Here is a 22,648-nt window from a genome sequence, read left to right on the forward strand (position 1 = left end):
AACCAGGTCGACGACTGGATTGAAGAAAAAGTTGATTATGCATTCAATGAGCAAAGAGGATACTTAACCAGCTGTCCTACAAACGTAGGTACTGGTTTAAGGGCTTCGGTCATGATGCATCTGCCGGCGCTGGTTTTAACTAGGCAAATAAATCGAATTATACCGGCAATTAATCAATTAGGCTTAGTTGTTAGAGGAATTTATGGGGAAGGCAGCGAAGCAGTAGGGAATATCTTTCAAATTTCAAATCAGATCACGCTTGGTAAGTCAGAGCAGGATATTGTAGAGGATCTTAACAGTGTTGCTGCTCAGTTGATTGAACAAGAACGATCTGCCCGAGAAGCGATTTATCAAACTTCTAAAATCGAACTTGAGGATCGGGTATATCGGTCATATGGGGTCTTGTCTAATTGCCGGATGATAGAATCGAAAGAAACTGCAAAGTGCCTTTCAGATGTTCGGTTAGGCATAGACTTAGGCATAATAAAAGGACTTTCAAGCAACATACTTAACGAACTTATGATTTTGACGCAGCCAGGGTTTTTACAGCAATACTCGGGAGGCGCTTTGCGACCGAACGAAAGGGACATTCGAAGAGCGGCTCTCATCAGAGAACGGCTTCACTTAGAAATGAATGGGAAAAGACAGGAGGATGAATCGATATGATGTTTGGAAGATTTACAGAACGAGCTCAAAAAGTACTGGCGCTAGCACAGGAAGAAGCACTTCGGTTAGGTCATAATAACATTGGCACTGAGCATATTTTATTAGGACTGGTAAGAGAAGGAGAGGGCATTGCTGCTAAAGCTCTTCAAGCGCTTGGACTCGGTTCAGAAAAAATTCAGAAAGAAGTAGAAAGTTTGATCGGGCGCGGGCAGGAAATGTCTCAAACGATTCATTATACTCCTAGAGCTAAAAAAGTCATTGAGCTTTCAATGGATGAGGCAAGAAAACTCGGTCATTCTTATGTGGGAACAGAACATATTCTTCTTGGTCTGATTCGTGAAGGAGAAGGTGTTGCTGCGAGAGTTCTGAATAATCTCGGTGTCAGCTTAAATAAAGCAAGACAGCAGGTGCTCCAGCTTCTAGGAAGTAATGAAACAGGATCATCAGCGGCAGGAACAAACAGCAATGCGAATACGCCTACGCTTGACAGCTTGGCAAGAGACTTAACTGCTATTGCGAAGGAAGACAGCCTTGACCCTGTAATCGGCAGAAGCAAGGAGATCCAGCGTGTCATTGAAGTGTTAAGCCGCAGAACGAAAAACAACCCTGTTCTCATTGGGGAACCAGGTGTAGGTAAAACGGCTATCGCAGAAGGTTTGGCACAGCAAATTATCAATAATGAAGTACCCGAAATTTTGCGTGATAAACGTGTGATGACATTAGACATGGGAACAGTTGTTGCCGGCACAAAATACCGCGGAGAATTTGAGGATCGCCTGAAGAAGGTCATGGATGAAATTCGCCAGGCAGGAAATATCATTCTATTCATCGATGAGCTCCATACATTAATCGGGGCAGGCGGAGCAGAAGGTGCTATTGATGCATCTAATATTTTAAAACCTTCACTTGCTCGTGGCGAACTCCAATGTATTGGTGCAACGACTCTTGATGAGTACCGTAAATATATTGAAAAAGATGCAGCACTGGAACGCCGTTTTCAGCCGATTCAGGTTGATCAGCCATCTGTAGATGAAAGTATTCAAATTTTACAAGGTCTGCGTGACAGATACGAAGCCCACCACCGCGTTTCTATCACTGATGATGCCATTGAAGCTGCGGTTAAGCTTTCTGACAGATATATTTCTGACCGCTTCCTTCCGGATAAAGCAATTGACTTGATCGATGAAGCGGGTTCAAAGGTGAGACTGCGCTCATTTACAACGCCTCCTAACTTAAAAGAGCTTGAGCAGAAGCTTGATGAGGTTCGTAAAGAGAAGGATGCGGCAGTGCAAAGCCAAGAGTTTGAAAAAGCTGCTTCCTTGCGTGATACTGAACAACGCCTGCGCGAGCAAGTAGAGGATACGAAGAAATCATGGAAAGAGAAGCAAGGGCAGGAAAACTCAGAGGTTACTGTGGATGATATTGCGATGGTTGTATCCAGCTGGACCGGTGTGCCTGTATCTAAAATCGCCCAAACTGAAACTGATAAGCTTCTCAATATGGAAAACATTCTTCACTCCCGTGTCATCGGCCAGGATGAAGCAGTTGTAGCGGTTGCAAAAGCCGTCAGACGTGCAAGAGCAGGATTGAAAGATCCTAAACGCCCAATCGGCTCATTCATTTTCTTAGGCCCTACAGGTGTAGGTAAAACAGAACTTGCACGAGCACTTGCTGAATCCATTTTTGGCGATGAAGAATCCATGATCAGAATTGATATGTCTGAATACATGGAAAAACATTCAACTTCAAGACTTGTTGGTTCACCTCCGGGTTATGTGGGATATGATGAAGGCGGTCAATTGACAGAGAAAGTCAGAAGAAAACCTTACTCTGTCGTGCTTCTTGATGAGATCGAGAAAGCGCACCCTGATGTCTTCAATATCCTTCTGCAAGTTCTTGAAGACGGACGATTGACTGATTCTAAAGGACGCACAGTCGATTTCCGCAATACCATTCTGATCATGACATCAAACGTCGGAGCAAGTGAGCTAAAACGCAATAAATATGTCGGCTTTAACGTTCAGGATGAAACTCAAAATCATAAAGACATGAAAGATAAAGTGATGGGTGAATTAAAACGAGCGTTCAGACCTGAGTTCATCAACCGTATTGATGAAATCATTGTCTTCCATTCACTTGAGAAAAAACATCTCACTGAGATTGTGTCATTAATGTCTGATCAATTAACGAAACGCCTGAAAGAACAAGATCTTTCTATCGAATTGACAGATGCTGCAAAAGCGAAAGTCGCGGAAGAGGGCGTTGACCTGGAATACGGTGCCCGTCCGTTAAGAAGAGCGATCCAAAAACATGTCGAGGATCGTTTATCTGAAGAACTCCTCAGAGGAAATATTCATAAAGGACAGCATATTGTTCTTGATGTAGAAGATGGCGAATTTGTCGTAAAAACGACTGCTAAAACGAATTAATATAGAAGACGGAAATGAGGCATACAGCATGTAAGTGTATGCCTCACTTTCATATCAAGAAATAGAACAAGGGAGAGGTCTTACACTATATATGGCTAAAACAAAATCGAAGTTCATCTGCCAATCCTGCGGCTACGAGTCTCCAAAATGGATGGGGAAATGTCCGGGCTGTGGTGCTTGGAATACAATGGTGGAAGAAATGATTAAAAAAGCACCGGCCAATCGGAGAGCGGCTTTTTCTCATTCTGTTCAAACTGTACAGAAACCTTCACCTATTACATCAATCGAAACATCAGAAGAACCCCGCGTCAAAACCCAGCTTGGCGAGTTTAACAGAGTACTCGGCGGAGGTGTCGTTAAAGGCTCCCTCGTTTTAATTGGCGGTGATCCTGGTATCGGAAAGTCAACGCTATTACTGCAGGTTTCCGCTCAATTATCAGGCTCATCAAACAGTGTCCTGTATATTTCGGGAGAAGAATCTGTAAAGCAAACGAAGCTGCGAGCAGACCGTCTCGGCATTAATAATCCGTCACTGCATGTTTTATCTGAAACCGATATGGAGTATATTTCGTCTGCTATACAAGAGATGAATCCATCGTTTGTCGTTGTTGACTCTATTCAAACGGTTTACCAAAGCGATATTACATCTGCTCCAGGCAGTGTGTCACAGGTCAGAGAATGTACCGCTGAGCTGATGAAAATTGCAAAAACAAAAGGTATTCCGATTTTTATCGTAGGGCACGTGACGAAAGAAGGGTCTATTGCAGGTCCGAGACTGTTGGAGCATATGGTTGACACTGTTTTATATTTTGAAGGAGAACGCCACCATACTTTCCGTATTTTGCGGGCTGTAAAAAACCGTTTCGGATCTACAAACGAAATGGGCATTTTCGAAATGCGGGAAGAGGGGCTCACTGAGGTTTTGAATCCTTCGGAAATTTTCTTAGAAGAACGCTCTGCTGGTTCCGCAGGCTCGAGTATCACTGCCTCTATGGAGGGCACTAGACCGATTCTCGTTGAAATTCAGGCACTCATCTCGCCAACAAGTTTTGGCAACCCAAGGCGTATGGCAACGGGAATAGACCATAACAGGGTTTCTCTGTTAATGGCTGTGTTAGAAAAAAGAGTTGGACTGCTGCTGCAAAATCAGGATGCTTATTTGAAAGTGGCTGGCGGCGTTAAGCTTGATGAACCGGCAATTGATCTTGCGATTGTGATTAGTATTGCATCAAGCTTTAGAGACACACCTCCAAATCCTGCAGATTGTTTTATTGGAGAAGTGGGATTAACCGGAGAAGTCCGGCGGGTTTCAAGAATTGAACAGCGTGTGAAAGAAGCGGCAAAGCTTGGTTTTAAACGCATGATCATACCCGCGGCAAATCTGGATGGATGGACAAAACCAAAAGGGATTGAGGTTATCGGAGTAGCAAATGTTGCAGAAGCGCTTCGTACTTCATTAGGAGGATAATAGATGGAAAAAGAGAAAAAAGGGGCGAAACACGAGTTAGACCTGTCATCTATATTGCAGTTTGTTGCTCCGGGTACACCGCTCAGAGCGGGGATGGAAAACGTCTTGAGAGCAAATACAGGCGGTCTGATTGTTGTTGGATATAATGATAAAGTAAAAGAAGTGGTGGACGGCGGCTTTCACATAAACACGGCTTTTTCTCCGGCGCATTTATATGAGCTGGCTAAAATGGATGGAGCGATCATTTTAAGTGATTCTGGTCAAAAGATCCTATACGCGAATACTCAGCTGATGCCGGATGCCACAATTTCTTCATCAGAAACAGGAATGCGGCACAGAACTGCCGAAAGAGTAGCTAAGCAAACTGGCTGTCTTGTAATCGCCATTTCTGAAAGAAGAAATGTCATAACGTTATATCAGGAAAACATGAAGTATACACTAAAAGACATAGGATTTATTTTAACCAAGGCGAACCAAGCCATTCAAACACTTGAAAAATATAAGACAATCCTCGATAAAACGATTAATGCACTGAACGCGTTAGAGTTTGAGGAACTTGTTACCTTCAGTGATGTCTTGTCTGTCATGCATCGTTATGAAATGGTACTGAGAATCAAAAACGAAATTAATATGTATATCAAAGAGCTGGGGACAGAAGGGCATCTGATCAAACTGCAAGTCATTGAATTGATTACGGATATGGAAGAAGAGGCCGCTTTATTTATTAAGGACTATGTAAAAGAAAAGATTAAAGATCCGTTTGTTCTCTTGAAGGAGCTGCAGGATATGTCCAGTTATGATCTGCTGGATGATTCCATTGTGTATAAGCTTCTCGGTTACCCTGCTTCTACTAATCTTGATGATTATGTATTGCCGAGAGGATACAGGCTGTTAAATAAGATACCGCGTCTTCCGATGCCGATTGTTGAAAATGTTGTAGAAGCATTTGGAGTCCTGCCAAGGATTATTGAGGCGAGTGCAGAAGAATTAGATGAAGTAGAGGGAATCGGTGAAGTACGAGCCCAAAAAATCAAAAAAGGATTAAAACGCCTGCAAGAGAAGCATTATTTAGACAGACAACTGTGATTTCGGTTAAAACCTTATGAATACGGGTATATTAATGTTGGTTTTTGTTTATTCTGATATTCGTAGGATGCATAAGACTTTGTGAAATTAAAATGTTAAAAAAGGAGGTGGGGGTATGTTAAAACGAATAGTTCAGGCGTTCTTCATTATTTTTGGCGGCGTTGTTGGTATATTTTTGATACCTGAATTGTTTGTACTGTTAAATATACAGGACATACCTTTAATAACAAACGCATATACGTCTGCGGCAATAGGAGCAATTATCTTTTTTCTCATCAGTATATGGGGTACAGAATACGTTGTGAACTGGGTGAAGTGGATAGAGGATTCATTGTTAAAAGCGCCGGTTCCAGATTTGTTATTTGGAAGTCTTGGCTTAGTTTTTGGACTTATAATTGCTTATCTTATCGTAAATGTTATTCCTTTAGACAATATACCTTACCGCATATTCAGCACAATAATTCCTGTATTTTTGGCTTTCTTCCTCGGTTATCTCGGCTTCCAGGTGGGCTTTAAGAAAAAGGATGAATTGATCAGCCTGTTTTCCATTTCCGCCAGAATGCAAAAGAAAAAAGGAACAGCTGATGAAGAACATGAGGTTCAAGACAAGAAGCTGAAAATTTTGGACACTAGTGTTATTATTGATGGGAGAATAGCAGATATTTGTCAGACTGGTTTTTTAGAGGGAGTTATCGTGATTCCGCAGTTTGTCCTTGAGGAATTGCAGCATATTGCAGACTCTTCAGATGTTTTAAAACGAAACAGAGGACGCCGCGGTCTTGATATCCTGAACCGCATTCAGAAAGAATTAGACATTGAAGTTGAAATTTACGAAGGCGACTTTGAAGATATTCAGGAGGTTGACAGCAAGCTCGTCAAACTTGCTAAGCTGACATCCGGGGTCGTTGTGACGAATGATTTTAATTTAAATAAAGTGTGCGAGCTTCAGAAGGTAGCAGTATTAAACATTAATGACCTTGCCAATGCGGTTAAGCCTGTTGTGCTTCCTGGCGAGGAAATGAATGTTCAGGTCATTAAGGACGGGAAAGAGCATAATCAGGGAGTTGCCTACTTGGATGACGGTACGATGATTGTCGTTGAAGAAGGACGGAATTATATCGGCAAGCATATTGATGTACTCGTCACAAGTGTGCTGCAGACAGCAGCGGGACGAATGATTTTTGCGAAGCCTAAGCTGTTGGAGAAGGCGCTGTAAAGGGAGAAGAAACAATGAGTTATGATGTGGTGATTCCTGCAGCCGGACAGGGAAAGCGGATGAAGGCAGGGAGAAATAAACTGTTCATTGAGCTGAAGGGAGACCCGGTGATCATACACACGTTAAGAGTGTTTGACAGCCACCGGCAGTGCGATAAAATCATTTTGGTGATTAACGAGCAGGAGCGGGAGCACTTTCAGCAATTGCTGTCCGATTACCCGTTTCAAACTTCAATTGAGCTTGTTGCAGGCGGAGATGAGCGACAGCACAGTGTGTATAAGGGGCTGAAAGCCGTAAAGCAGGAAAAGATTGTCCTTGTACATGACGGTGCCCGTCCATTTATAAAACATGAACAAATTGACGAACTGATCGCAGAGGCGGAACAGACAGGAGCGGCCATCCTTGCTGTTCCGGTAAAAGATACGATTAAACGCGTTCAAGATTTACAAGTCAGTGAGACGATTGAACGTTCAAGCTTGTGGGCTGTCCAAACGCCACAAGCTTTTCGTCTTTCTTTATTGATGAAGGCTCACGCTGAGGCCGAGCGCAAGGGATTTTTAGGGACGGATGACGCCAGCCTCGTTGAACAGATGGAGGGCGGTTCGGTCCGTGTTGTAGAAGGCAGCTATACAAATATTAAGCTGACGACGCCAGACGATTTGACGTCAGCTGAAGCTATCATGGAATCAGAAAGTGGGAATAAACATGTTTAGAATTGGACAAGGATTTGATGTGCATCAATTAGTGGAGGGCCGTCCTCTCATTATTGGCGGAATTGAAATCCCGTACGAAAAAGGGCTGCTTGGCCATTCTGATGCAGACGTATTGTTGCATACCGTCGCTGACGCCTGCCTGGGAGCTGTGGGTGAAGGAGACATAGGCAAGCATTTTCCTGACACAGATCCCGAGTTCAAGGACGCAGATTCTTTCAAATTACTTCAGCATGTCTGGGGAATCGTGAAACAGAAGGGGTATGTCCTTGGGAACATTGATTGCACCATCATAGCGCAAAAGCCGAAGATGCTGCCGTACATAGAAGATATGAGAAAAAGAATTGCTGAAGGCCTTGAGGCAGATGTTTCTCAAGTAAATGTAAAAGCAACAACGACAGAAAAGCTTGGATTTACAGGCCGGGCGGAAGGAATAGCGGCTCAGGCGACAGTACTGATACAAAAAGGCTAACTTGTTTTGATGCCGGGTCTATTTGGTGGTAGAATAGATTCATACATTTTTGCCTGAGGCCATACATGACATGAAAGGAAGTATTTGAAAATGGGAAACGAAGTACGCGTCCGTTATGCACCGAGTCCAACCGGACATTTGCATATTGGAAATGCCAGAACGGCGCTTTTTAATTATTTATTTGCCCGCAATCAAGGCGGTAAGTTTATCATTCGAGTTGAGGATACTGATAAAAAGCGCAATATTGAGGGCGGAGAACAAAGCCAGCTGAATTATCTGAAGTGGCTAGGTATTGACTGGGATGAGAGTGTGGATGTCGGAGGAGAGTACGGTCCATACCGTCAGTCAGAGCGTAACGATATCTATAAAGTGTACTATGAAGAGCTTCTTGAAAAAGGGCTTGCTTATAAATGTTACTGTACGGAAGAAGAGCTTGAAAAAGAGCGTGAAGAACAGATTGCCCGCGGAGAAATGCCTCGTTATTCCGGAAAACACAGAGACCTGACTCAGGAAGAACAGGAGAAATTTATCGCCGAAGGCAGAAAACCAAGTATTCGTTTCCGTGTGCCGGAAGGAAAAGTCATCGCCTTCAACGACATCGTAAAAGGCGAAATTTCTTTTGAATCAGATGGCATCGGCGACTTCGTTATTGTGAAAAAGGACGGAACGCCTACTTATAACTTCGCGGTAGCTATTGATGACTACTTAATGAAAATGACACACGTGCTGCGCGGTGAGGATCATATTTCTAACACACCGAAACAGATTATGATCTATCAAGCATTCGGGTGGGATATTCCTCAGTTCGGACACATGACGCTGATTGTAAACGAAAGCCGTAAAAAGCTCAGCAAACGTGATGAATCCATTATTCAATTCATCGAGCAGTACAAAGAGCTTGGCTACCTGCCAGAAGCGCTGTTCAACTTTATCGGCTTGTTAGGCTGGTCACCGGTTGGAGAAGAAGAGCTTTTCACAAAAGAGCAGTTTATTGAAATTTTTGATGTAAATCGTTTATCTAAATCACCAGCTTTGTTTGATATGCATAAGCTAAAATGGGTTAACAACCAATATGTGAAGAAGCTGGATCTTGATCAGGTTGTTGAACTGACGCTTCCGCATTTGCAAAAAGCCGGCAAAGTTGGCACTGAGCTTTCTGCTGAAGAACAAGAATGGGTTCGTAAACTGATTTCCCTGTATCATGAGCAATTAAGCTACGGTGCGGAAATTGTTGAGCTGACTGATTTGTTCTTTACGGATGAGATCGAGTATAATCAAGAAGCGAAAGCTGTTCTGGAAGAAGAACAGGTTCCTGAAGTGCTCAGCACATTCGCAGCGAAGCTTGAAGAGCTTGAGGAGTTCACTCCGGATAATATCAAAGCATCGATCAAAGCAGTGCAGAAAGAAACTGGCCATAAAGGGAAAAAACTGTTTATGCCGATTCGTGTTGCTGTAACAGGGCAAACTCACGGTCCGGAACTGCCGCAATCAATTGAATTGATCGGTAAAGAGACTGCAATTCAGCGTTTAAAGAATATCTAAATAAATGATTGTTGACAGGGAAGAGTATAAAGCTTTAGGCCATTACAGAAAGGATCTTCATTGGCTGAGAGAGATCCATGAGCCGGGTTTTAGAAGTGCGCCCTTAAGACCTTTGAAGAACGTTTTTTGAAATCAGTATTCAAAGGCGGCCGCCGCCGTTACAGGCTGAAGTTGGGAGAGCAGAAGTCTGCTTTTCAAACAGAGTGGAACCGCGCGGTTAAAGCGTCTCTGTCATGTTTACATGCAGAGACGCTTTTTTTATTGGGTAGAGGAAATCAGATAGAGAAACGGGGGGAAGCATGTGTTTTTTAGAATGCTCAAAGAAGACATTGATACTGTGTTCGATCAAGATCCCGCAGCAAGAAGCTATTTTGAAGTGATTTTAACTTATTCCGGTTTACATGCTATATGGGCGCATCGGATTGCACATGCTTTATATAAACGAAAATTTTATTTCCTTGCACGCCTTATATCTCAAGTAAGCCGATTTTTTACCGGGATAGAAATCCACCCCGGCGCTACAATCGGGAGAAGATTTTTCATAGACCACGGCATGGGGGTTGTCATTGGGGAGACATGTGAAATCGGCAATAACGTAACCGTTTTTCAGGGGGTTACCCTCGGGGGAACGGGAAAAGAAAAGGGAAAAAGGCACCCAACGATTAAAGATGACGCATTGATAGCCACAGGTGCTAAAGTGCTCGGTTCTATTACGGTCGGTGAAGGCTCAAAGATTGGCGCTGGTTCAGTAGTGCTGCATGATGTTCCTGATTTTTCAACAGTTGTCGGTATCCCTGGACGGGTCGTTGTACAAAATGGCAAGAAAGTAAGACGCGATTTAAACCATCAGGATTTGCCCGATCCAGTTGCTGACCGCTTTAAGTCTTTGGAACAGCAGATTTTAGAGCTGAAGGCAGAACTTGAAGACAGAAAAGAAAGGATCAATCAAAAATGACAATCACACTTTATAATACATTGACTAGACAGAAGGAAACATTCGTTCCTCTTGAAGAGGGAAAAGTGAAAATGTATGTATGCGGACCCACGGTTTACAATTACATTCATATCGGGAACGCGCGTCCGGCAATCGTTTACGATACGGTTCGAAACTATTTAGAGTATAAAGGCTATGATGTGCAGTATGTCTCTAACTTCACAGACGTAGACGATAAATTAATTAAAGCGGCAAATGAACTCGGTGAGGATGTACCCACCATTTCAGAGCGTTTTATTAAAGCATACTTTGAAGACGTAGGTGCGCTCGGCTGCCGAAAAGCCGACCTTCATCCGCGAGTAATGGAGAACATGGATGCCATTATCGAATTCGTAGATCAGCTCGTGAAAAAGGGCTACGCATATGAATCAGAAGGTGACGTATATTTCAAAACCAGAGCATTTGAAGGGTACGGAAAGCTTTCTCAGCAATCAATCGATGAACTAAGATCAGGTGCACGCATCCGGGTCGGCGAGAAAAAAGAAGATGCTCTTGATTTCGCACTGTGGAAAGCGGCAAAAGAAGGAGAAATCTCTTGGGATAGCCCTTGGGGGAAAGGGCGTCCGGGCTGGCACATTGAATGCTCAGCAATGGTGAAAAAGTATCTCGGTGACCAGATTGATATCCATGCGGGCGGACAGGATTTAACATTCCCTCACCATGAAAACGAAATTGCGCAATCTGAGGCGCTGACAGGCAAAACGTTTGCGAAGTACTGGCTTCATAATGGTTATATCAATATTGATAATGAAAAAATGTCAAAATCACTAGGCAACTTTGTGCTTGTGCATGACATCATTAAACAGCATGATCCGCAGCTTTTGAGATTCTTTATGCTATCTGTTCATTATCGCCATCCGATTAACTATTCAGAAGAGCTTCTGGAGAATACGAAAAGCGCGTTCAGCCGTTTAAAAACAGCGTACAGCAATCTTCAGCACCGTCTGAACAGCAGTACGAATTTAACCGAAGATGACGATCAATGGCTTGAAAAGGTTGAAGAACACCGCAAAGCATTCGAAGAAGAGATGGACGATGATTTTAATACGGCGAATGCCATTTCAGTCTTGTTTGACTTAGCGAAACACGCCAATTATTATCTTCAGAAAGATCATACGGCTGATCATGTGATTACGGCGTTTATTGAGATGTTTGACCGCATTGTTTCTGTCCTCGGTTTTTCGTTGGGTGAGCAGGAACTTCTCGATCAAGAGATTGAAGACTTAATCGAAAAGCGAAATGAAGCGCGCCGGAATCGCGATTTTGCATTGTCAGACCAGATCCGCGACCAGCTGAAAAGCATGAATATCATTCTTGAAGATACGGCTCAAGGCACTCGCTGGAAACGGGGAGAATAACAGATGCTTGAATTTGATACGATAAAAGATTCTAAGCAGCTTAACGGTCTTGCGCTTGCTTATATAGGTGATGCCATTTTTGAAGTGTATGTCAGGCATCACCTGCTTAAGCAGGGCTTTACCAAACCAAATGATCTTCATAAGAAATCAAGCCGGATTGTTTCAGCAAAGTCACAGGCTGAGATCCTATTTTTTCTGCAGAATCAATCATTTTTTACGGAAGAAGAGGAAGCGGTGCTGAAAAGAGGCAGAAATGCCAAGTCAGGGACAACACCTAAAAATACAGATGTTCAGACGTACCGCTACAGTACAGCATTTGAAGCGCTTCTGGGCTACCTTTTTCTAGAGAAAAAAGAGGAACGACTTAGTCAGCTCGTAGCCGAAGCTATACAATTCGGGACGTCAGGGAGGAAAACAAATGAGTCAGCAACATGATTACGTCATAGGGAAAAATGCAGTGATCGAGACGTTAAAATCTGATCGGAAGCTGTATAAGCTGTGGATGGCGGAAAACACCGTAAAGGGACAAGCACAGCAAGTGATTGAGCTTGCCAAAAAGCAGGGAATCACGATTCAATACGTCCCGAGAAAAAAACTCGATCAAATGGTGACAGGACAGCATCAGGGCGTAGTGGCACAGGTTGCAGCGTATGAATATGCAGAACTGGACGATTTATATAAAGCAGCCGAAGAAAAAAATGAACAGCCTTTCTTCCTCATTCTGGACGAGCTTGAAGACCCTCATAATCTTGGTTCCATTATGAGGACAGCAGATGCGGTCGGCGCTCATGGCATCGTCATTCCAAAACGGAGAGCTGTCGGGCTGACAACAACAGTGGCAAAAGCTTCAACAGGAGCAATTGAGCACATTCCTGTAGCAAGAGTCACCAATTTGGCACGGACGTTAGAAGAGATGAAAGAGCGGGGAATCTGGGTTGTCGGAACGGATGCGTCCGCGCGTGAGGATTTCCGTAATATGGACGGCAATATGCCTTTGGCTCTAGTCATCGGAAGTGAAGGAAAAGGGATGGGCCGCCTTGTGAAGGAAAAGTGCGATTTTCTCATTAAACTCCCGATGGCCGGAAAGGTAACTTCACTAAATGCATCTGTCGCGGCTGGTCTTTTGATGTATGAAGTCTACCGGAAACGAAACCCTGTGGGAGAATAAAGACCCATGGATATCCTGTTAGTAGACGGGTACAACATGATTGGAGCCTGGCCGCAGCTGAAGGATTTAAAAGCGAACAGTTTTGAAGAGGCGAGAGACGTACTGATTCAGAAAATGGCGGAATATCAATCGTATACAGGAAACAGGGTTATTGTTGTTTTTGACGCGCATCTCGTAAAAGGGCTTGAGAAAAAACAGACCAACCATAGAGTTGAAGTAATTTTTACAAAAGAAAATGAGACGGCTGATGAGCGGATAGAAAAGCTCGCTCAGGCTTTGAATAATATTGCGACTCAAATTCACGTTGCGACCTCTGACTATACTGAGCAGTGGGCGATTTTCGGACAGGGGGCATTGCGGAAATCGGCCCGGGAGCTTCTGAGAGAGGTAGAAACGATTGAAAGGCGAATAGAGAGACGGGTAAGAAAAATCACTTCCGAAAAGCCGGCGGGTAAAATTGCTTTATCGGAAGAGGTTTTGAAAACGTTTGAAAAGTGGAGGCGGGGAGACTTAGATTAAGTTGACGCTTTTTTGCCCAATACTGTATAATATTTCTATCTACGTGCGCCGGGGGGATCGGAGTGAATCTACAGAACAACAAGGGAAAATTCAACAAAGAGCAGTTTTGCCAGTTGGAGGACGAGCAGGTCATTGAAAAGGTTCATGTTGGGGACAGTGATGCGTTAGATTACTTGATTACGAAGTACCGAAACTTTGTTCGGGCAAAAGCAAGATCCTATTTCTTAATAGGGGCGGACAGAGAGGATATTGTTCAGGAAGGCATGATAGGCCTCTATAAGTCTATTCGTGACTTCAAAGAGGACAAGCTTACCTCATTCAAAGCTTTTGCAGAATTATGTATTACCCGCCAAATTATTACCGCAATAAAGACAGCTACTCGCCAGAAACACATTCCTTTGAATTCCTACGTCTCATTAGATAAACCGATCTTTGATGAAGAATCAGACCGAACGCTGCTGGATGTCATTTCAGGAGCGAAAACCTTAAATCCTGAGGAAATGATCATTAATCAGGAAGAATTTGATGATATTGAAATGAAAATGGGAGAACTATTAAGTGATTTAGAGAGAAAAGTACTCGTCTTATATCTCGACGGGAGAAGTTACCAAGAGATTTCTGATGAACTGAACCGACATGTGAAATCGATCGACAATGCCCTTCAGCGTGTGAAACGCAAGCTGGAGAAGTACTTGGAAATTCGCGAAATCAGTTTGTAATAGGAATTTATGCTATATTGACAGTATTTTTCTGACTATGATATGTTACTAAAGATAAGAACTAATGTCTATTTAGAAAAAGGTGTAATGACATGAGAAAAAAGATTACGTTAGCATGCAAGACATGCGGAAACCGTAATTATACGACAATGAAGAGCTCTGCATCAGCGGCTGAGCGATTAGAAGTAAAGAAATACTGCAGTACTTGCAATTCACATACAGCTCATCTTGAAACAAAATAGTTTTTGCGCTTTTAAATTGTGGAGGTCTTTTACATGCGTATTATGAAATTCTTTAAAGATGTTGGGAAAGAAATGAAAAAGGTAAGCTGGCCTAAAGGAAAAGAGTTAACGCGTTATACCATTACGGTAATTTCAACAGTTATCTTTTTTGTTATCTTTTTTGCCCTCCTTGACACAGGAATTTCTCAATTAATTCGTTTAATAGTTGAATAATGATCAGCAATACGTGCTATAATAGATCATAATATTACTTGCCAAAACCCGTTCAGCGGGTTTTTTATTGTGGCTTAAAATGAAAGTTATCATAGGCTTGCCGCCTATTTTTTGAAGCGTTATGGTAATTCACTAAAACCAAATGCGGGGAGGGAAGGACTGGACAGTCCTGAATAGAATGGAAAAGAATTGGTATGTTGTTCACACGTACTCTGGTTATGAGAATAAAGTAAAAGCCAACTTGGAAAAGCGTGTTGAATCAATGGGGATGCAGGATAAAATTTTCCGTGTAGTCGTACCCGAAGAAGAAGAAACGGATATCAAAAACGGCAAGAAAAAAGTCGTGAAAAAGAAAGTATTCCCTGGTTATGTGCTTGTTGAAATTGTAATGACAGACGACTCTTGGTATGTCGTCCGCAACACGCCGGGCGTTACTGGATTCGTAGGATCTGCCGGGTCAGGTTCAAAACCGACGCCGCTTCTTCCGGGGGAAGCAGAAACCATTCTGAAGAGAATGGGCATGGATGAACGAAAAACTGATATTGACTTTGAACTGAAAGAGACAGTGAAAGTAATAGACGGACCTTTTGCTAACTTTACAGGATCAATTGAAGAGATTGATTATGATAAAAGCAAGGTCAAAGTTTTCGTTAATATGTTTGGCCGTGAAACGCCGGTTGAGCTGGAATTTACCCAAATCGATAAATTGTAATGTGAAAAAACTTGAAATTGCTATATATAAATGATAATATAGCAAAGGTACGTCTTGGACTTATCCAAGGCAACTAGCATGATATTTCGTCATTCATATAAAGAATGAAACCTTGAGTGGGAGGGTTTACCCTATTACCACATCACGGACTTAAGGAGGTGTGTCTCGTGGCTAAAAAAGTAGTTAAAGTTGTAAAATTGCAAATTCCTGCTGGAAAAGCTAACCCAGCACCACCAGTTGGACCTGCACTTGGTCAAGCCGGTGTTAACATCATGGGATTCTGTAAGGAGTTTAACGCTCGTACAGCTGACCAAGCTGGTTTAATCATTCCTGTTGAAATTTCGGTTTACGAAGACCGTTCATTTACATTTATTACAAAAACTCCACCTGCTGCAGTATTGCTTAAAAAAGCAGCTGGAATTGAGTCTGGTTCTGGTGAACCAAACCGTAATAAAGTGGCAACCGTTAAGCGCGATAAAGTACGCGAAATCGCTGAAACGAAAATGCCTGACTTAAACGCAGCAGACGTTGAAGCGGCAATGCGCATGGTTGAAGGTACTGCCCGCAGTATGGGTATTGTAATCGAGGATTAATTTGTTTCTTGTCGGGTTGCGAGTTTTAACAAGTTCGCAACCCTTATTCGTGGGAGGTTATTCCGCTATAACCACATAAGGAGGAAATTTTAAAATGGCTAAAAAAGGTAAAAAGTACGTTGAAGCTGCTAAGCTTGTAGACCGTTCTAAAGCTTACGACGTCTCTGAAGCAGTAGCTCTCGTTAAAAAAACAAACACAGCTAAATTCGACGCTACAGTTGAAGTGGCTTTCCGTTTAGGGGTTGACCCTCGTAAAAACGACCAGCAAATCCGTGGAGCAGTTGTGCTTCCAAACGGAACTGGTAAAACTCAGCGCGTTCTCGTTTTCGCAAAAGGCGAAAAAGCGAAAGAAGCTGAAGCTGCTGGTGCAGATTTCGTAGGCGATACTGACTACATCAACAAAATTCAACAAGGCTGGTTCGATTTCGATGTTATCGTAGCTACACCTGACATGATGGGTGAAGTTGGTAAAATCGGTCGTGTACTTGGACCAAAAGGTTTAATGCCGAACCCTAAAACTGGTACAGTTACTTTCGAAGTTGAAAAAGCTATCGGCGAAATCAAAGCTGGTAAAGTTGAATACCGCGTTGATAAAGCTGGAAACATTCATGTTCCTATCGGTAAAGTTTCTTTCGAGGATGAAAAACTTGTTGAGAACTTCACAACAATGTACGATACAATCCTTAAAGCTAAACCTGCTGCAGCTAAAGGCGTTTACGTGAAAAACGTTGCTGTAACTTCTACTATGGGACCTGGTGTCAAAGTAGACTCTTCAACTTTTAACGTAAAATAATATTGACATGACATCAACATTCTGATATTATTCAAAATGTTGTAAAATAGAATATCATTTATACCGTAGACAGTAGGGGCCTAACCGCTTAATTATCCTACCGAGGTGTATATTATCACAGCTATTACGTTACGTATGCTTGTATATACAGCCTCCATGTCTCATGGAGGCTTTTTATATGGAATCCGTCGTCTCAGTCGTGATCACCTAACGGTATAAGTGTTACACAAGAATCTACAGGAGGTGTAACCATGAGCAGCGCAATTGAAACAAAAAAAGTTGTTGTTGAAGAAATTGCTTCTAAACTGAAAGAAAGTAAATCAACGATCATCGTTGACTATCGCGGACTTAACGTTTCTGAAGTAACTGAACTTCGTAAACAGCTTCGCGAAGCTAACGTTGAGTTCAAAGTTTACAAAAATACGATGACTCGCCGTGCGGTTGAACAAGCTGAGCTTAATGGTTTGAATGATTTCTTAACTGGACCGAACGCGATCGCATTCAGCACTGAAGATGTTGTCGCTCCGGCTAAAGTTCTTAATGACTTCGCTAAAAATCACGAAGCTCTTGAAATCAAAGCTGGCGTTATCGAAGGTAAAGTTTCTACTGTTGAAGAAGTGAAAGCTCTTGCTGAACTTCCATCACGCGAAGGCTTGCTTTCTATGTTGCTTAGCGTACTTCAAGCTCCAGTTCGCAACCTTGCTCTTGCTGCAAAAGCTGTGGCAGAACAAAAGGAAGAACAAGGCGCTTAATCTAATCAGTTTTTCATAAATTAAAACAAAATGGAGGAATTACAAATGGCTTTAAATATCGAAGAAATCATTGCTTCCGTTAAAGAAGCAACTGTACTTGAATTGAACGACCTAGTAAAAGCAATCGAAGAAGAATTTGGCGTAACTGCTGCTGCTCCTGTAGCTGTAGCTGGCGGAGCTGCTGCTGGCGGAGCTGCTGAAGAGCAAAGCGAATTCGATCTTATCCTTGCTGGTGCAGGATCTCAAAAAATCAAAGTTATCAAAGTTGTACGTGAAATCACTGGTCTTGGCTTGAAAGAAGCTAAAGAGCTTGTTGACAACACTCCAAAACCACTTAAAGAAGGTATTGCTAAAGAAGAAGCTGAAGAGCTTAAAGCTAAACTTGAAGAAGTTGGCGCTTCTGTAGAAGTTAAGTAATCTTCACTTACCTGTAGGGGAAGCTCGCTTTTATGAGGCGAGCTTTTTCTTTGCCATTCTTTAAGCCATGAAAAAAGGAGGTTCTAATAATGAGTGAGCACTATTATTCAGAAAAACCTTCAGTAAAAAGCAACAAGCAAACCTGGTCTTTTAGGCTTCGGAATAAAGATTTCACGTTTACCAGCGACAGCGGGGTTTTTTCTAAAAAAGAAGTTGATTTCGGCTCCCGCCTGCTGATTGATTCTTTTGAAGAGCCTGAGGTTGAGGGCGGCATTTTAGATGTAGGCTGCGGATACGGCCCGATTGGTTTATCGCTCGCCAGCGACTTTAAAGACCGGACCATCCACATGATTGACGTTAATGAGAGAGCCGTAGAACTATCAAATGAAAATGCGGAACAGAACGGAATAACAAACGTTAAGATTTATCAAAGCGATTTGTTTTCAAACGTTGATTCTGCTCAAACATTTGCTTCTATTCTTACAAATCCCCCAATCCGAGCCGGAAAAAAAGTTGTCCATGCTATCTTTGAGAAAAGCGCTGAACACTTAAAAGCTTCAGGTGAATTGTGGATCGTCATACAGAAAAAGCAAGGCGCGCCTTCTGCCATTGAAAAGCTCGAGGAACTGTTCGATGAAGTTTCCGTCGTTCAAAAAAAGAAAGGCTATTATATCATAAAAGCAAAAAAAGTTTGACTCGGTATTTTAACTATGTTAATATTGTAAAATGCCAATGTATATATTTTGCTTGATATGATGAATTGTCAATATCTATGTATAAATTATACAAGTATGGAAATGCTAATAAAATCGGTATTTGTTTTTGGATGTGGTTTTCTTAATTAGAAACCCTTTTTTCTTTTGTCTTGTAAAAGTATTTTCTTTCTTTGGAAGAAATGCTTATTACACATATAATACGCATGATTTGAGGGGTGAATCAGTTGACAGGTCAACTAGTTCAGTATGGACGACACCGCCAGCGCAGAAGCTATGCTCGCATTAGCGAAGTGTTAGAATTACCAAATCTCATTGAAATTCAAACCTCTTCTTATCAGTGGTTTCTTGATGAGGGTCTTAGAGAGATGTTTCAAGACATATCACCAATTGAGGATTTCACTGGTAACCTCTCTCTTGAGTTCATTGATTATAGTTTAGGTGAGCCTAAATATCCTGTAGAGGAATCAAAAGAACGTGATGTGACTTACTCAGCTCCGCTAAGAGTGAAGGTTCGTTTAATTAACAAAGAAACTGGAGAGGTAAAAGACCAAGATGTCTTCATGGGTGATTTCCCTATTATGACAGATACAGGTACTTTTATCATTAACGGTGCGGAACGTGTTATCGTTTCCCAGCTTGTTCGGTCTCCAAGTGTATATTTCAGTGGTAAAGTAGACAAAAACGGTAAAAAAGGTTTTACCGCAACTGTCATTCCAAACCGTGGCGCATGGTTAGAATACGAAACTGATGCGAAAGATGTTGTTTATGTCCGCATTGATCGCACACGTAAGTTGCCGGTTACGGTTCTTTTGCGTGCTCTCGGCTTCGGCTCCGATCAAGAGATTCTTGATCTCATAGGAGAAAACGAATACCTGCGAAATACGCTTGATAAAGATAACACAGAAAACAGCGACAAAGCGTTGCTGGAAATTTACGAGCGTCTCCGTCCTGGAGAGCCGCCTACAGTAGAAAATGCGAAAAGCTTGCTTGATTCTCGTTTCTTTGATCCGAAACGATACGATCTTGCCAATGTAGGACGCTATAAAATTAATAAAAAACTTCATATTAAGAATCGCCTCTTCAATCAGAGACTTGCTGAAACGCTTGTTGATCCTGAAACAGGAGAAATCCTTGCTGAAAAAGGCCAGATTCTTGATAGAAGAACGCTTGATAAAGTACTGCCATACTTAGAAAACGGAATCGGTTTTAGAAAGCTGTATCCGAATGGCGGCGTTGTTGAAGATGAAGTGACTCTTCAATCAATTAAAATCTTTGCTCCGACTGATCAAGAAGGAGAACAGGTTATCAATGTAATCGGCAATGCTTACATCGAAGAAGAGATTAAAAACATCACGCCTGCTGATATTATTTCTTCAATCAGCTACTTCTTCAACCTGCTGCACGGAGTAGGCGACACAGATGATATCGATCATCTTGGAAACCGCCGTTTACGTTCTGTAGGCGAGCTTCTCCAGAACCAATTCCGTATCGGTTTAAGCCGTATGGAGCGTGTGGTTCGTGAGAGAATGTCAATTCAAGATACGAATACAATTACGCCTCAGCAGCTGATCAATATTCGTCCTGTTATTGCGTCCATTAAAGAGTTCTTTGGAAGCTCACAGCTTTCTCAATTCATGGATCAGACGAACCCGCTTGCTGAATTAACGCACAAGCGTCGTCTGTCAGCATTAGGACCGGGCGGATTGACACGTGAGCGTGCCGGAATGGAAGTGCGTGACGTTCACTACTCCCACTATGGCCGTATGTGTCCGATTGAAACGCCTGAGGGCCCGAACATCGGTTTGATCAACTCACTATCATCTTATGCAAAAGTAAACCGTTTTGGCTTTATTGAAACGCCATATCGCCGCGTTGACCCTGAAACAGGGAAGGTAACGGGCAGAATCGATTACTTAACTGCTGATGAAGAGGATAACTATGTTGTCGCTCAAGCGAATGCTCGTCTTGATGACGAAGGCGCCTTTATTGATGACAGCATCGTAGCTCGTTTCCGCGGGGAGAACACCGTTGTTTCCAGAAATCGTGTAGACTACATGGATGTATCGCCTAAGCAGGTTGTATCTGCTGCGACAGCATGTATCCCGTTCTTAGAAAACGATGACTCCAACCGTGCCCTCATGGGAGCGAACATGCAGCGTCAGGCTGTGCCTTTGATGCAGCCGGAAGCGCCATTTGTTGGAACTGGTATGGAATACGTATCAGGAAAAGACTCTGGTGCCGCTGTTATTTGTAAACACCCTGGTATCGTTGAACGCGTAGAAGCCAAAAACGTTTGGGTTCGCCGTTATGAAGAAGTAGACGGTCAAAAAGTAAAAGGAAACCTGGATAAATACAGCCTGCTGAAATTTGTCCGCTCTAACCAAGGTACGTGCTACAACCAGCGTCCGATCGTAAGTGTCGGCGATGAAGTGGTAAAAGGAGAAATCCTTGCTGACGGTCCTTCTATGGAGCTTGGTGAACTTGCACTTGGCCGTAACGTAATGGTCGGCTTCATGACGTGGGATGGCTACAACTATGAGGATGCCATCATCATGAGTGAACGCCTAGTGAAGGATGATGTTTATACATCTATCCACATTGAAGAATACGAATCAGAAGCACGTGATACGAAACTTGGACCTGAAGAAATCACTCGCGATATTCCAAACGTCGGTGAAGATGCGCTTCGCAATCTTGATGACCGCGGAATCATCCGTATTGGGGCAGAAGTAAAAGACGGAGATCTTCTTGTTGGTAAAGTAACGCCTAAAGGCGTAACTGAACTGACTGCCGAAGAACGCCTTCTTCACGCCATCTTTGGCGAGAAAGCCCGCGAGGTTCGTGATACTTCTCTTCGTGTGCCTCATGGCGGCGGCGGAATTATCCATGACGTTAAAGTCTTCAACCGTGAAGACGGAGACGAACTTCCTCCAGGTGTTAACCAGTTAGTACGCGTATATATCGTTCAGAAACGTAAGATTTCTGAAGGGGATAAAATGGCCGGTCGTCACGGTAACAAAGGTGTTATCTCTAAGATTCTTCCTGAAGAGGATATGCCTTACCTTCCTGACGGCACACCAATTGATATCATGCTTAACCCGCTGGGCGTACCATCACGTATGAACATCGGGCAGGTATTGGAACTTCACATGGGTATGGCCGCTCGTTACCTTGGCATTCACATTGCATCTCCTGTATTTGACGGAGCGCGAGAAGAGGATGTCTGGGAAACACTTGAAGAAGCCGGCATGTCTCGTGACGCCAAAACAGTGCTTTACGACGGACGTACTGGAGAGCCGTTTGATAACCGTGTATCTGTCGGTATCATGTACATGATCAAACTGGCTCACATGGTTGACGATAAACTTCATGCACGCTCTACAGGCCCTTACTCACTTGTTACGCAGCAGCCTCTTGGCGGTAAAGCGCAATTTGGCGGACAGCGTTTTGGTGAGATGGAGGTTTGGGCACTTGAAGCTTACGGTGCGGCTTACACTCTTCAAGAAATTCTGACTGTTAAGTCTGATGACGTGGTTGGACGTGTGAAAACATACGAAGCCATCGTTAAAGGCGACAATGTTCCTGAACCAGGTGTTCCGGAATCATTCAAAGTATTAATCAAAGAACTTCAAAGCTTAGGTATGGATGTCAAAATCCTTTCTGGTGATGAAGAAGAAATAGAAATGAGAGATTTAGAAGACGAAGAAGATGCGAAACAAGCTGACGGCCTGGCATTATCAGGTGATGAAGAGCCGGAAGAAACAGCATCTGCAGACGTTGAACGCGATGTAGTAACAAAAGAATAATCTCTAGTTATAAAGGCAAGTGACATCGGTTAATCCGAAGATAAAAAGGGAGGTAGG

At 42.8% G+C, this 22,648-nt stretch carries 23 protein-coding genes and 2 other annotated features (1 of these 25 running past the window's edge); all 23 genes read left to right on the plus strand.

Translation table 11 applies throughout. The annotated features are described in order from the left end of the window. Positions 1-666, plus strand: the 3' portion of a protein-coding gene (locus tag NST22_RS00570) for a protein arginine kinase (RefSeq protein ID WP_003235007.1). 426 nt of this gene lie to the left of the window's left edge; only the last 666 of its 1,092 coding nucleotides appear in the window; its start codon lies off the left edge, out of view; it ends in the stop codon at positions 664-666. Then, positions 663-3,095: an ATP-dependent protease ATP-binding subunit ClpC gene (gene clpC, locus NST22_RS00575; protein ID WP_003235011.1), complete on the plus strand. Its 2,433-nt coding sequence runs from the start codon at positions 663-665 to the stop codon at positions 3,093-3,095. Before NST22_RS00570 ends, clpC begins: the two co-directional genes overlap by 4 nt. 91 nt (positions 3,096-3,186) lie before the next feature. Next, entirely contained in the window at positions 3,187-4,563 is a 1,377-nt protein-coding gene (gene radA / locus NST22_RS00580; RefSeq protein ID WP_004399687.1) for a DNA repair protein RadA, read from the plus strand. Positions 4,564-4,566: 3 nt separating this feature from the next. Then, the gene (gene disA / locus NST22_RS00585; protein ID WP_003225736.1) at positions 4,567-5,649 is read left to right on the plus strand and encodes a DNA integrity scanning diadenylate cyclase DisA; all 1,083 of its coding nucleotides are present in this window, start codon (positions 4,567-4,569) and stop codon (positions 5,647-5,649) included. Between the two features lie 115 nt (positions 5,650-5,764). Beyond that, positions 5,765-6,865, plus strand: coding sequence for a PIN/TRAM domain-containing protein (locus NST22_RS00590; RefSeq protein ID WP_003235014.1), 1,101 nt, complete (start codon positions 5,765-5,767; stop codon positions 6,863-6,865). A gap of 14 nt (positions 6,866-6,879) precedes the next feature. Then, positions 6,880-7,578 (plus strand): 2-C-methyl-D-erythritol 4-phosphate cytidylyltransferase, encoded by a 699-nt coding sequence (ispD, locus tag NST22_RS00595; protein ID WP_003235019.1) that lies wholly within the window; start codon positions 6,880-6,882, stop codon positions 7,576-7,578. Continuing rightward, positions 7,571-8,047, plus strand: a complete 477-nt coding sequence (gene ispF / locus NST22_RS00600; protein WP_003225745.1) for a 2-C-methyl-D-erythritol 2,4-cyclodiphosphate synthase — start codon at positions 7,571-7,573, stop codon at positions 8,045-8,047. Before ispD ends, ispF begins: the two co-directional genes overlap by 8 nt. 90 nt (positions 8,048-8,137) lie before the next feature. Further along, entirely contained in the window at positions 8,138-9,589 is a 1,452-nt protein-coding gene (gene gltX, locus NST22_RS00605; RefSeq protein ID WP_004399675.1) for a glutamate--tRNA ligase, read from the plus strand. A gap of 2 nt (positions 9,590-9,591) precedes the next feature. Continuing rightward, positions 9,592-9,822 (plus strand) — a binding site (T-box leader). A gap of 68 nt (positions 9,823-9,890) precedes the next feature. Further along, the gene (cysE, locus tag NST22_RS00610; protein ID WP_003225749.1) at positions 9,891-10,544 is read left to right on the plus strand and encodes a serine O-acetyltransferase; all 654 of its coding nucleotides are present in this window, start codon (positions 9,891-9,893) and stop codon (positions 10,542-10,544) included. Beyond that, complete coding sequence (gene cysS / locus NST22_RS00615) at positions 10,541-11,941, plus strand: cysteine--tRNA ligase (RefSeq protein WP_004399682.1); 1,401 nt, start codon at positions 10,541-10,543, stop codon at positions 11,939-11,941. Before cysE ends, cysS begins: the two co-directional genes overlap by 4 nt. A gap of 3 nt (positions 11,942-11,944) precedes the next feature. Next, positions 11,945-12,376, plus strand: a complete 432-nt coding sequence (locus NST22_RS00620; RefSeq protein ID WP_004399685.1) for a mini-ribonuclease 3 — start codon at positions 11,945-11,947, stop codon at positions 12,374-12,376. After that, positions 12,360-13,109 (plus strand): 23S rRNA (guanosine(2251)-2'-O)-methyltransferase RlmB, encoded by a 750-nt coding sequence (rlmB, locus tag NST22_RS00625; RefSeq protein ID WP_004399684.1) that lies wholly within the window; start codon positions 12,360-12,362, stop codon positions 13,107-13,109. Before NST22_RS00620 ends, rlmB begins: the two co-directional genes overlap by 17 nt. A gap of 6 nt (positions 13,110-13,115) precedes the next feature. After that, positions 13,116-13,628, plus strand: coding sequence for a ribosome-dependent mRNA decay endonuclease Rae1/YacP (gene rae1 / locus NST22_RS00630; RefSeq protein WP_003235032.1), 513 nt, complete (start codon positions 13,116-13,118; stop codon positions 13,626-13,628). Between the two features lie 62 nt (positions 13,629-13,690). Beyond that, on the plus strand, positions 13,691-14,347 hold the full coding sequence (gene sigH / locus NST22_RS00635) for an RNA polymerase sporulation sigma factor SigH (RefSeq protein WP_003225758.1): 657 nt from the start codon (positions 13,691-13,693) through the stop codon (positions 14,345-14,347). 92 nt (positions 14,348-14,439) lie between these two features. Beyond that, the gene (rpmG, locus tag NST22_RS00640; RefSeq protein WP_003156421.1) at positions 14,440-14,589 is read left to right on the plus strand and encodes a 50S ribosomal protein L33; all 150 of its coding nucleotides are present in this window, start codon (positions 14,440-14,442) and stop codon (positions 14,587-14,589) included. A 33-nt stretch (positions 14,590-14,622) separates the two neighbouring features. Next, entirely contained in the window at positions 14,623-14,802 is a 180-nt protein-coding gene (gene secE, locus NST22_RS00645; protein WP_004399676.1) for a preprotein translocase subunit SecE, read from the plus strand. 178 nt (positions 14,803-14,980) lie between these two features. Continuing rightward, on the plus strand, positions 14,981-15,514 hold the full coding sequence (gene nusG / locus NST22_RS00650; protein ID WP_003225764.1) for a transcription termination/antitermination protein NusG: 534 nt from the start codon (positions 14,981-14,983) through the stop codon (positions 15,512-15,514). 167 nt (positions 15,515-15,681) lie between these two features. Continuing rightward, entirely contained in the window at positions 15,682-16,107 is a 426-nt protein-coding gene (gene rplK, locus NST22_RS00655) for a 50S ribosomal protein L11 (RefSeq protein WP_003156430.1), read from the plus strand. Between the two features lie 94 nt (positions 16,108-16,201). Beyond that, the gene (rplA, locus tag NST22_RS00660) at positions 16,202-16,900 is read left to right on the plus strand and encodes a 50S ribosomal protein L1 (RefSeq protein WP_003235040.1); all 699 of its coding nucleotides are present in this window, start codon (positions 16,202-16,204) and stop codon (positions 16,898-16,900) included. A gap of 45 nt (positions 16,901-16,945) precedes the next feature. Beyond that, positions 16,946-17,086 (plus strand) — a sequence feature (ribosomal protein L10 leader region). 65 nt (positions 17,087-17,151) lie between these two features. Then, on the plus strand, positions 17,152-17,652 hold the full coding sequence (gene rplJ / locus NST22_RS00665) for a 50S ribosomal protein L10 (protein WP_003235042.1): 501 nt from the start codon (positions 17,152-17,154) through the stop codon (positions 17,650-17,652). A 45-nt stretch (positions 17,653-17,697) separates the two neighbouring features. Then, entirely contained in the window at positions 17,698-18,069 is a 372-nt protein-coding gene (gene rplL, locus NST22_RS00670; protein WP_003156436.1) for a 50S ribosomal protein L7/L12, read from the plus strand. A gap of 89 nt (positions 18,070-18,158) precedes the next feature. Beyond that, positions 18,159-18,764, plus strand: coding sequence for a class I SAM-dependent methyltransferase (locus NST22_RS00675; protein ID WP_003235045.1), 606 nt, complete (start codon positions 18,159-18,161; stop codon positions 18,762-18,764). A gap of 245 nt (positions 18,765-19,009) precedes the next feature. Next, positions 19,010-22,591 (plus strand): DNA-directed RNA polymerase subunit beta, encoded by a 3,582-nt coding sequence (gene rpoB, locus NST22_RS00680; RefSeq protein WP_009966326.1) that lies wholly within the window; start codon positions 19,010-19,012, stop codon positions 22,589-22,591. The last annotated feature ends 57 nt before the right edge of the window (positions 22,592-22,648 follow it).

It is taken from the genome of Bacillus sp. PS237 (genome assembly GCF_037963345.1).
Classification (GTDB): domain Bacteria; phylum Bacillota; class Bacilli; order Bacillales; family Bacillaceae; genus Bacillus; species Bacillus subtilis.